The 13,264-nt window shown below is 41.9% G+C and carries 1 protein-coding gene; it reads right to left on the bottom strand.

Annotated elements, in window-relative coordinates:
- Nucleotides 1-2,351: 2,351 nt before the first annotated feature.
- Nucleotides 2,352-13,093 (bottom strand): filamentous hemagglutinin N-terminal domain-containing protein (locus AFK68_RS29965; protein ID WP_143438432.1); only part of this gene is annotated, 10,742 nt, incomplete at its 3' end.
- Nucleotides 13,094-13,264 lie beyond the last annotated feature (171 nt).

Below are 13,264 nucleotides of genomic sequence, written 5' to 3'. Positions count from 1 at the left end.
CAATTGGTGCAATTAACCACTGATATAATTTTTGAGCGAATGGTAAATAGCGGGTAGTATTACGGCTCCTCAAGTCAGTAATTTCTACAGTAAAATTCATAGCATTTTGGAATAGTTTTTTCCGATTTACTGTAGGAATATTTTTGAGAATAGGCTGACCATCTTTAGTAAGTAAAATTATCTGTAATTGTTCTTGATAAGCATTAACATAAACAACGGCAGATTCTTTTCCAGTTTGATTAGCCATATCGGTTAGAATATCTCGGACATTTTTTGTATTAACTAATCTTTCGTCAAAGTCTTCTCCAAAGTAATTTGAAAATTCTTTAATCCGATTTTCTTCTAACATCATTACTACTTGGTCTGAACCTGTAGCAACTGTGAGAGGATTAGTATTAACAGTATCTATTATCTTTAATATTTGTTGACTATTAGTAGTATTGTTAATAGACNCGGTTAGAATATCTCGGACATTTTTTGTATTAACTAATCTTTCGTCAAAGTCTTCTCCAAAGTAATTTGAAAATTCTTTAATCCGATTTTCTTCTAACATCATTACTACTTGGTCTGAACCTGTAGCAACTGTGAGAGGATTAGTATTAACAGTATCTATTATCTTTAATATTTGTTGACTATTAGTAGTATTGTTAATAGACTCTTCTGTTTGTTCTTTGGCTGTAGCAGTATTTGTTGTTTGGTTGTTGTTACTGGGAGTTGTATCATTAAGATTGATTGATATCTGGCTTGTATTTTTATTTTGATTAATTTCTTGGCTCTGAATATTGATTGATTCATTGCCAAAATTTTGATTAATTTCTCCTAGATTTTGTTGGCCACCAGCGGTTTGAATATTGGTAGTATTATTACCTGCATTTTGAGTAACGTTGCCGATATTTTGCTGACCACCAGCAATTTGAATATTGGTAGTATTATTACCTGCATTTTGAGTAACATTGCCGATATTTTGGTCACCACCAGCAATTTGTATATTAGTAGTATTATTACCTGCATTTTGAGTGATATTTTCTGTGGTTATTTCGCCAAATGTTGCTTGAATATTAGTAGTATTATTACCTGCATTTTGAGTGATATTTTCTGTAGTTATGTCACTAAATGTTGCTTGAATATTGGTTGTGTCATTGTTGGTGAGGATACCGCCTGTGGTTTGAATATTGGTTGTGTCATTGTTGGTGAAGATACCACCTGTAGTTTGTATATTGGTAGTATTATTGCCTGCGTTTTGGTTGATATTTCCTGTGGTTATATCCCCACCTGCAAGAGAAATATTGGTATTGTTATTGGTGGTAAAGTTGCCACCATCTGTTTGAATATTAATGGTATCGTTGCTGCTGAAGTTGCCTCCTGTGGTTTGAATATTAGTGGCATCATTACCTGCTGTTTGAGTGATATTTTCTGTGGTGATATCGCCACCCATGACTTGAATGTTAGTTGTCTCGGTGGTGGTAATGTTGCCACCCCCTGTTTGAATATTAATGGTATCATTGGTAATGAAGTTGCCACCTGTATCTTGATTGTTTATGGCATCACGATCGGCATTTTGGTTGACATCTCCTGTGTTGATGNATGACTTGAATGTTAGTTGTCTCGGTGGTGGTAATGTTGCCACCCCCTGTTTGAATATTAATGGTATCATTGGTAATGAAGTTGCCACCTGTATCTTGATTGTTTATGGCATCACGATCGGCATTTTGGTTGACATCTCCTGTGTTGATGTTGCCACCTGTAGCTTGAATATTAGTTGTATTATTTGTGGTAATATCACCACCATTAGTTTGAATATTGGTGTTGTCTGTGGTGTTAATATTTCCACCTGTGGCTTGATTATTGGTAGTGTCATTACCTGAAGTTTGGTTAACATCTCCTGTATTGAGATTTCCACCTGTGGCTATGTTGGTAGTATTGTCTGTGGTGGTAAGGTTGCCTCCGTCTGTGGCGTTAGTAGTGTTGTNCATCTCCTGTGGTAATGTCGCCACCTTGGGCTATGTTAGTAGTATTGTCTGTGGTGGTAAGGTTGCCTCCGTCTGTGGCGTTAGTAGTGGTGTCTGTGGTGGTAATATTGCCACCTGTGGTTTGATTATTGGTAGCATCGTTACCTGCGGTTTGGTTAACATCTCCTGTAGTAATATCGCCACCTTGGGCTATGTTGTTACTACTATCATCTGTACTAATATTGCCACCTGTGTTTTGATTATTGGTAGCATCATCACCTGCGTTTTGGTTAATATCTCCTGTTGTAATGTCGCCACCTTGGGCTATGTTGTTACTACTATCATCTGTAGTAATATTTCCACCTGTGGTTTGATTATTGGTAGCATCATCACCTGCGTTTNTTGTTACTACTATCATCTGTAGTAATATTTCCACCTGTGGTTTGATTATTGGTAGCATCATCACCTGCGTTTTGGTTAATATCTCCTGTAGTAATATCGCCTTCTGAGGTTTGATTATTAGTCGTATCCTCCTCAGCGGTTTGATTAATATCTCCGGTAGTTTGGTCTCCCCCTGATGAAATATCTGTATTCGCGTCTCCTTCCCCTGCTTCTTGAGTAATATCTCCTGTCTCAACATCTTCTGTTGCTTGTAGGCTCAAACTACCTATTGTACCATCAGATTTGATTTCGACATCATAAGTTTGAATTGAACCATCTACTGCTTCTACGTTAATTTCTCCAGCACTTGTTGTGCCAATGGAACTCAAATCTCCTGTACCTACTTCTGTTCCGTTGATTATTATGCTACCGCTATTTCCTGCGGGAGATTGAGTTGTCACATTCTCTGTATTGACTTGTGCTGTTTGGCTCTGAATGGTTAAGTCTCCACTTTCTGTCAAACCATAAGATGATACATTGGCAATATTTACACTTTCTGAGGCATTAAGTTGTACGTCGCCTCCTATTCCTTGCTCTGAGAAAGAGTCTATATCTTCTCCGGTGGCATCTATATTACCTATTCCACTTTCTACTATGATTTCACCTCCTTGTTGCATTCCGTCTGAACGAATACCCCTAATAGTTATGCTTCCTGGGGATGTGAGAGTGATATTTCCTGCTATTCCTTCTGTGGAAAATGTGTTTAGGTCATCTTGGACATTAATACTATTTTCACTGCTACTATGAATGGTAATATCTCCACCCCTTTGAGTTCCTTGGGATAGTATGGTATTGACTTCGACGTGGCCTGCTCCGTCTATGTTGACGCTTCCGGCTGTGCCTGCTTCTGAGAATGTTTCTATGGCTTGGGTAGCTGTAATTTCTCCCTGTTGGCTGGTGATGGTAATATCTCCACCTGTAGTGGGTTTGGTTGTGTTGAGGGCGCTGGCTTCTAATTTGCCTGTGGTAATGTTACCTAGGGCTTCTATGGTGATGTCGCCGGAGCCGTCTGGAGAACGGGAATTGATGGTGCTGGCGGTGGTGTCTATTGTGCCGTTGTTGCTCTTTATACTGATGTCTCCGGCAAAACCTTGGGTTGCTACTCCTTCTGGTCTGGGGATGAGGGTGAAGTTATTGTTGTCATTAAATTCCAGTCTTTCTCGGACAAAGCCTGATGCTAGGTCTATTTGACCTGTTTCTATGGTACTCTCGGCGGTAAGTTCGACGTTTCCTGTGTCGCCGTCGTCTGCACCGGAATATATTCTGGCAGTCGTAGTGTTAATATTGTTTCCTGCTTCGAGAATAATATCTCCCCCTCTCCCTGCTCCCCCGCTCCCCTGCTCCTCTGGTGGTTCTGAGGCTGAGATAATATTGCTGTTTTCGCTGAGGTTTATTTCTCCTCCAGCATTAATCCTAATTTGACCGCCGTTACCATCGGCAAAGGAGTAGATGTTACTGGTGGTAATATCTCCTTGGGGGGCTGTTAGGTTAACGTTTCCTCCGTCGCCTCCTCCTGAATAGTTGGCTAACGTGCCATTGCTGGTGTTGATGTTTCCAGTTTCGGCTGTGATGTTTATTTGACCGCCTTGTTGTTGGCCGTGAGAACTAATAATGTTGGTGGTGACATCTGTTCGGGCCTTGAGGCTGACATCTCCGGCGTTGCCTTGCTCTGAAAATGATTGAATTGGTTGGGTGGCGTTAATTTCTCCTTGTTCGCTGGTAATGCTGATGTTGCCTCCATCTGCTGCTTCTGTTTTATTGTTGGCTGAGGAGGTGATGATGCCTGTGGTAATATTTTCTTGGGCGGTAATTTCTATTTCTCCTGCATTTCCGGTGGCTGTTTCGGTACTTTTGGCTGAGATGGTGCTGTTTTCGGCTGTGAGGGAACCTGTGTTGATGGAAATTTTGCCTCCGTCTCCGGTGCTTGTGGTTTCTGTGATTATTTGACCGTTTAGTTCAAATTTTGCTGTAGGGTTGATATTGATACTACCTCCTGCTCCACTGTCCGAGGTTGCTGCTGAAATATCTATTCCTTCAGCTATTGTCAGGTTTTGGGTTTGGATGTTTATTTCTCCGGCGTTGCCTGTCCCTTCTGTTTCTACTGTTATTTTGCCGTTGCCTTGGATGTTTATGTTTTCTGGTGCGGTAATATCAATGTTGCCTCCGTTGCCACTGGAGGTTGTGCGGGCTGATATGAAACCGTTGTTGGTAAAGTTAATGTCTATGTCTGGGTTGTCGTTGTAGGGTTTGAGGCTGAGGGTGCCTGCGGGGGCTTCGCCTTGGGTTTCGGCAAATATTCCTAGTTCTCCTGAGATATTTATTTCATCGCTGTTAATGCTGATGTTTCCGGCTGTTTCTGTATTGGTGGCGTTTTCTTTAGCTGTAGCACTGATTTTTGCTCCTTCTCCTACGGTGACTGTTGGAGAATTGATGGTAATATCTCCAGCGCTACCACTACTATCGGTTTCTGTGGTGAGAGTTGTTCCTGTTTCTAGGGTAAAGTTGTTGGTGTCAATATTAATATCCCCTGCGTTTCCAGCTCCTGTGGTAGAGGCAGTAATGTCTATGCCGTCTGCTATTGTCAAGTTTGCTGTCTCTATGTCAATTTTGCCTGCGTTGCCTGCTCCTGTTGTTTCGACTGATATTTGACCGTCGCCTGTAATATCTATGGTTTCTGGAGCGGTAATATTAATGTTGCCACCGTTGCCAGTGGAGGTAGTACGGGCTGAGATGAAACCGTTGTTGGTAAAGTTGATGTCTAGGTCTGGGTTGTCTTGGTAGGGTTTGAGAGTGATGGAGCCTGCTCGTGACTCCCCTTGAGTTTCGGCTAATATTCCCAGGTCGCTATAAATGTTGAGGATGTTGGTATTAATGCTGATGTTGCCACCTGTTTCTGTGTTGCTTGCTCCTTCTAGTGCCGTCGCGCTAATTTTTGCTCCTTCGCCTATAGTAACTTGAGGGGATTTAATATCAATATCTCCAGCTTTTCCAGCACTATTGGTTTCTACTGAGAGTTGGGTGTTGTTGTCTAGTTTGAATGTTTCTGTGGCTTCTATTGTAATGTTGCCTCCTTTTCCGTCTCCTTCTGTGAAGGCTAATACTTGGGAGCCGTTTTGAATGTCGATATTGCTAGCTTCTATTTTGATGTTACCTGCATTTCCTGTGTTTGTCGTAGATGCAGTAATATCCATGCCATCGGCTATTGTCAGATCGCCCGTTTCAATTTCAATTCTGCCAGCATTACCTGTACCTGTGGTTTCAACAGAAATTTTACCGTCTCCTGTAATATTTATAGCTTCTTCGACGTTAAGTGATATGTTGCCTCCGGTTCCACTGGATGTTGTAGTAGCGGTAATGTCTATACTGTCGGTTATTGTGAGGTTTGGCGTGAGAATTTCTATTTGCCCTGCGTTACCTGTGGCTGTAGTTTCGACTGAGATTTTTCCGTCTCCTGTAATATCTATTGTTTCTGGAGCGAAAAGCGATATGTTGCCTCCATTGCCGATGGAGGTGGTGCGGGCGGAGATAAAACCTTGGTTGCTAAAGTTGATATCTAGGTCGGGACTACCATTGTATGGTTGGAGTGCGAGTGCGCCTGCTGGTGAGTTGCCTTGGGTTTCGGCGAATATTCCTAGTTCTCCTGAGATGTTGAGGGTGTTGCTGAATATGCTGATGTTTCCGCCTGCTTTTGTGTAGGTGGCTCCTTCTCTTGCAGTTGCACTAATTTTTGCTCCTTCTCCTATGGTGACTTGAGGGGATTTAATATCAATATCTCCAGCTTTTCCGGCGCTGCTGGTTTCTACTGAGAGTTGGGTATTGTTATCTAGGTTGAATGTTTCTGTGGCTTCTATTGTGATGTTGCCTCCTTTTCCTTCTCCTTCTGTGAAGGCTAATATTTCCGAGTTGTTTTGTATGTTGATATTGTTGGCTTCTATGTCAATGTTACCTGCGTCGCCTGTTGCTGTAGTGGAGGCTGTAATGTCTATGCCGTCTGCTATTGTCAGGTTTTGGGTAGCGATGTTAATATTACCTGCATCACCTGCTCCTGTGGTTTCGACTGAGATTTTTCCGTCCCCTGTAATATCTATGGTTTCTGGGGCGGTAATATTAATATTACCTCCTTTACCTGTGGAGGTGGTACGAGCGGAGATGAAGCCAGAGTTCCTAAAGTTTATGTCTATGTCTGGGTGATCGCTGTAAGGTTGGAGTGCGAGTGCGCCTGCTGGTGAGTTCCCTTGGGTTTCGGCGAATATTCCTAGTTTTCCTGAAATATTGAGGGTATTGCTAAATATACTGATATTTCCGCCTGTTTCTGTGTTAGTGGCATTTTCTCGTGCTGTGGCACTAATTTGGGCGTTTTCTCCTATGTTTACTTCTGGGGAGTTGATTTCGATGTTGCCTGCTGCTCCTGGGCTGTTGGTTTCTGTTGTTATGCTTGTTCCTGTTTCTAGGTTGAAACTGTTGGTGTCGATCTTGATAGCTCCGGCGTTTCCTTTTCCTGTGGTGGAGGCTGAGATTGATATGCCGTGTGCTATTGTTAGGTTTTGGGTTTCTATTTTAATTTCACCTGCGTTGCCGATGTTATTTGTGGTAACTTTGATTTCTCCGTCTATGATGTCTGTTGTTTCTGGGTTTCCTGTGATATTTATGGTTTCTGGGGCACTAATAGATATATTGCCTCCTTTACCTGTGGAACTGGTAGAAGCGGAGATAAAGCCTTGGTTGCTGAAGTTGATGTCTAGGTTAGGGCTGCCGTTGTAAGTTTGGATGGTAAGAGTACCTGCATCTGCTAAACCTGCTGTTTCGGCAAATATTCCCAGGGTGCCTGAGATGTTGAGGGTATTGGCAAATATATCAATTTTGCCTCCTTCTTCTTCTGTGTTGGTGGAGGTGGCGGTAACTGTGGCACTAATTTGGGCGTTTTCTCCGATGTCTATGGTATTGGCTTTGATTTCTATTTGGCCTGGTGCGCCTTCTGCACTGGTTTCTGTAGTGAGGCTGGTGTTTTGGTCTAGGTTTAGAGTTCCAGCTTCGATGTTGATGTTGCCTGCGTTGCCTTTGCCTTGGGTGTCAGCTTGGAGTCGGCTGTTGTTGGTGAGTTGGATATCTTGGGGAGTTTTGAGGGTGATTTCTCCGGCATCTCCTTCGGCGTTGGTGATGCTGAGGATACTACTGTTATCGAATGTTATTGTACCACCTTGGCTTTCGATAGAAACTTCTCCGGCTCGTTGGTCTCCTTTGGTGTCGCTTTCGATGGTGACGTTGTTGAGGTTGATATTGCCTGGGCTGTTGATGAAGACATTGCCTGATTGACCTTTATCGCCTACCTCTCGCTCTATTGTTTGAAACTGATGAATTCTAATCTCTACTTGTGTACTGGTGATGATAGATAAGTCACTAAGTTCAAGGTTTTCTTGTTGTTTAATTTCTATTGTTACCTCTCCTGATTTTCCGTGGGAAGATAGTGTAAATATTTCTGCGTTGGTGAGGTTGTTGGTGGTAATGTTAACATCTCCACCTTTCCCGGAGGTGTTTGTTCCGACTGAGAATGTTCTGATTGCTAATTTTTGTGTGTCTCCATCTTCTGGAGGGTTGAAGTTTATTGTGTCTGCATTCAGAGTAATAGTTCCCCCATATTGTGAGTTTCCATATAAGGAAGCCGAGAAGGAATTGACCGATTCGGCATTGATATCACCACTCTGAGTCGAGATAGTTATCTCACCCCCATTGCCATCGGAGGACGAGGAGTCAAGGTGTTCGACATTGATATCACCACTCTGAGCCGAGATAGTTATCTCACCCCCATTGCCATCAAACGAGTAGGAATCAAGCGTTCCGGTATTGATATCGCCAGTCTGAGTCGAGACCGTGATATTACCTCCATTGCCACCAGACACCGAAGCAAGCCTTCCGGTATTGATATCACCGGTCTGAGTCGAGACCGTGATATTACCCCCATTGCCATCAGACGACGACGTGGAAGAGATCCATCCGGTATTGATATCACCATCCTGAGTCGAGATAGTTACCTCACCCCCATTACTATTATACGAGGATGGTTCAAGCGATCCAGTATTGATATTACCAGTCTGAGTCGAGATAGTTATCTCACCCCCATTACCATTAAACGATTTGGAATCAAGGGATTCTGTAGTGATATCACCATCCTGACTCGAGACCGTGATATTCCCCCCATAGCCACCGCCATAATAGGCCGAGGAAGAATTGAGCGATTTGGTATTGATATTACCAGTCTGAGTCGAGACCGTGATATTACCCCCATTATTGCCAGATTGCGATTGCGAGGAAGAATTGAGCGACTCGGTATTGATATTACCAGCAGTCTCAGTCGAGACCGTGATATTACCCCCATTGCTATCATACGACGAGGAATTGAGCGATTCAGTATTGATATTACCAGTCTGAGTCGAGAGCGTGATATTACCTCCATTGCCATGCCGCGATGAGGAATCAAGCGATTCGGTATTAATATTGCCAGCAACAGCATTAAGGTTAACATTACCCCCTATTCCTTGAACAGCACTAGAATTAATTAGACCTGTCATAATATTGTTATTAGCTTTCAGATCAATTTTTCCCCCATCAGCAGTTTCGCTCAAACTACGAATATTTGCTACGCTAATATCACCATGAGTTGCTTCCAGATTAATCGCTCCACCATTTCCATTTCCTCTTCCTCCACCACTCTGAATAACAGGAGTACGCAGCAATAGTTGTGTACCTATGGCAGATCCCCAGGGAGCAGCATCACCTGCCCTGTATAAGGTGCCATCATTTCCTATAAAAGTATCTATCACCGTCAAAGTCCAGCGTCCATTAGGATCTTCTCCATTAAAATCTGCCAAATTTCCTTGGGGACTATATGTACCCTTAAACGGTGCATTACCAGAGTTGATACTTGTAGAAGCATCATCATCTAAGATAGTATCTTGAAAGTTATCTAGATGATCACCAACACCAGCAAACAATGTTACTTCCTGCTCTTGGGGTGATTCGAGATAAACTTCTAATTGTCTATCCCAAGTATGTGCAGCAGAAAAGCGTACATCTAGATTCTCTATAGTTCCCAGGTCACCATCTACAGTAAAAGTAAAGGTTGCAGTGCCTTCTGTACCTGATGCTGGTATTGCTCCACCCTCATCCACATCTATAGTAGCAAGCAACTCCCCACCAGAAAAAACAGGCAACCAAGAAGTATCAACATTTCCCAAAATAATTTCAGCACCAGCAATAGTCAAATTCCGCCCATTTGTCTTAATAGTATCTGCCCCATTGTTAAACGTATCTGGGTTGTTCCCAAAATCCACCTCATTATCCAACATCTCCACAACACCTATTCCATCCCCATCTGCATCCGCACGAAATTCGATCGCTCCATCTCCAGGCAGAAATTCCAACACATCATCCTCTATATCCTCAACTGTAATATTATTTGTCGCCTCCAACTTAATATCCGCATCCCCAGAAGTTTCATCAAATTCATCATTTATCGTAATATTAGTTGCAGACAAAGAAACACTTTCCCCACCACCTTTAATTCCGCCACCTGTAGCAATAATATCGCCCCCTGCTTCTATTTTGATATCACCCCCAATTCCTTGAACAGCACTAGAATTAATCAACCCTGTCATAATATTGTTATTAGCTTTCAGGTCAATTCTTCCCCCATCAGTAGTTTCGCTCAAACTGCGGATATTTCCTACACTAATATCACCATGAGTTGCTTCCAGATTAATTGCCCCACCATTTCCTCCACCACTCTGAACAAGAGGATTACGCAGCAATAGTTGCGTACCTGTGGCAGTTCCCCATGGGGCAGCATCACCTGCTTTGTATAAAGTTCCACTATCTCCCGAATAATTATCTGTCACCCTCAAAGTCCAAGTTCCATTAGGGTTCTCTCCATTAAATCCTGCCAAATTGCCTTGGGGACTATATGTACCATCAAACGGAGCATTACCAGAGTTGATATTTGTAGAAGCATCATCATCAAATACAGTATCTTGAAAGTTTTGTCCACTACCACCAACACCTGCAAACAAAGTTACTGCACTCCCTTGGGGTGATTCGAGATAAACTTCTAAGTCTCCATCGTAAGTATGTTTAGCAGAAAAGCGTACATCTAGATTTTCTATAGTTTCTAAGTCACCATCGACAGTAAAAGTAAAAGTTGCATTCCCTTCTGTACCTTCTGCTGGTATTGCTCCACCCTCATCCACATCTATAGTAGCAAGCAACTCCCCACCAGACAAAACCGGCAACCAAGAAGTATCAATATTCCCCAAAATAATTTCAGCACCAGCAATATTCAAATTCCGCCCATTAGTCTTAATAGTATCCGCACCATTCTCAAAGGTATTCGGATCGCTCCCAACATCCGCTTCATTATCCAACATCTGAACAACACCTATTCCATCCCCATCAGCATCGGCACGAAATTCTATCTCTCCATCCCCAGGCTGAAATTCCAACACATCATCCTCTATATCCTCAACAGTAATATCATTTGTGGCCTCCAACTTAACATCCGCATCCCCAGAAGTTTCATCAAATTCATCATTTATCCGAATATTAGTGGCAGACAAAGAAACACTTTCCCCATTACTACTAATTCCGCTTCCTGTAGCAGAAATATCTCCCGTCGCTTCTATATTAATTGCACCATCGGCAGAAATATTTTCTGTTAATGTCACATCTCCTGCGCTCTTAATTTCTAATTCTCCTCCAACAACAGAAATACCATTGACACCCTCACTCACACCTCCAATATTTACATTTACTACATCAAAAAATACTCCCCCACTACCAGAAACCGCTTCTAAATTTTCTACATTTAACTGTAAAGGTGCATCATTTAAACCTATTCCACCACTTCCAGATGTTTGAAATAAAGCACTACCAGCATTAATAATTGAACTATCAGAAACTCTGGCAATATTTCCCCCATTAGCATTAACTAAAACCTGCCCTGTTGTAGTTAAATTTGACAGATTTATATCTCCTACTTCTCCTAAATTTCCCAACTCAATATTAATAGTGCCACTACCAGCATTTAAAGTTGTTCCATCTAACTGATTTATTGATGCTTTCCCGTCAGAACGGTTAGCTAAATTCATCTCATCATTATTACCAAGAATGTCAATATTTCCATTACCAACTGATGTATCAATATCGGCATTTATATTAATACTACGACCAGCTTTGAATTCTACAGATGAATCAGTTTCTATCTTTTCATTAACTGTTATATCATTGTCAGCTTCTAATATTACATTCCCTGATAATTGCTCAATATTTTCTGCACTAATTGTCAAATCTGCATTCTCATCTTGAGCAATTTGTGAATTATTAGAATTTTCTGACTCTCCTATCGTTACACTTTCTGGTTGTGAAAATATCGTTCCTTCTTCTCCCAATGCTGCAGTAACATCCACACTTCCATCAAATGTAAATTCTTCTTTTCCCGTAACTTCAACAAACCCTCCATTACCAGAAAATTCTCCTCCTTTAGCACTAATATCTCCAGCAAAATTAGTAGTTCCATCAGACCAAATTATTACCCTTCCTCCATCTCCATTCTCAATAGCATTAGCAGAAATAATTGAGCCACTATTAACAGAAGTTTCTTGAGAATTGAAAACTGTACTACTCTCTTGAGAGTCTCCTCCAATTAATACCGTCCCCCCACCATTTAAACCATTCGCATTAATATTAGTATCAATCAGAGCTACGCGATCGCCCAATACATTTACCTCGCCTCCTACATCCTCAGCGCTCGATACATCTATACCTCCAGAAGTTATGGCAGTTCCTGGTAAATCTGCCACTACTGTATTTGAATCTGTCAACACCACATCACCATTTTCATTAACAGTTACAGATGTGGCCTGAATTATTTCTCCACCTGTTAAGAGTCCGGGTAAAGATAGAGGGGCTATATCAATCTCTTCCCCATTCACTATGACTGGGTTTACTTCTAAACTGAGTAAATGTCCTGGTTGAGAAATTCTTAAGACACTACCACCTTCTACTGCTGCGATGGTAATATTACCCCCTGCTGTAGAGAGTTGCCCAGTATTAATAACTGTGCCACCTAATAAGGTGAGATTTTCTCCGGGGTTTAAAGTTAAATTTCCTTCGTTAACTATAGCGCCTGGGTTAGACACATTAAATTTATAGCCACTGGGGTCTCCGACTAAATTAGCATAGTCATTTGTACCCATGGCTTTAAACCAGAAATTGTTGCTGTCAAAACCTATACCTGTGGCCGTAGTAACGCTGAATGAGGCGGGTATGTTAAGGCTGGCGTTTGGGCCGAACATTATGCCAGCGGGGTTCATTAAGAAAAGATTAGAGTTACCACCAATAACTTGGAGCAGACCGTTGATATATGAAGCGTTGCCTCCTGTGACTCGCCCTAGAATGTTGCGAGTGTCGGGAGTAGTAAGGAAATTCGCGGTTTGGCCTGAGTTGACGTTGAATTGGTCAAAACTGTGAAAGAGGTTAGCTCCACTACGAGTACCACCTTCGATATTAAATTGGTTGCCCTGTGGTGTAACAGTTGTACCTGTACCGTCGTTTGCCGGAGTTATGGGTTGGGAGTTAACAGGAGTTGGGGCTAATATGCCTAATATTAAAGTCAGAGCTGTTATACTATAAGATTCTAATTTATTAGCTTTCATAAAAAAAACCTCTACAGTTACTGAATTTTTTCTTAGACTATTGATAGATACCCAACTTTGGTACTGAAGCTTCTCTTTAAATTGTTGATATTTCTGTTCTGGGTAGTGAAGCTTCTCTTTAAAATTGTTAATATTTCTGTTCTGGGTAGTGAAGCTTCTCTTTAAAATTGT

It is taken from the genome of Hydrocoleum sp. CS-953 (genome assembly GCF_002260545.1).
In the GTDB taxonomy this organism is placed as follows: Bacteria; Cyanobacteriota; Cyanobacteriia; order Cyanobacteriales; family Microcoleaceae; genus Trichodesmium.
This window is presented reverse-complemented; position numbering and strand designations above follow the sequence as displayed.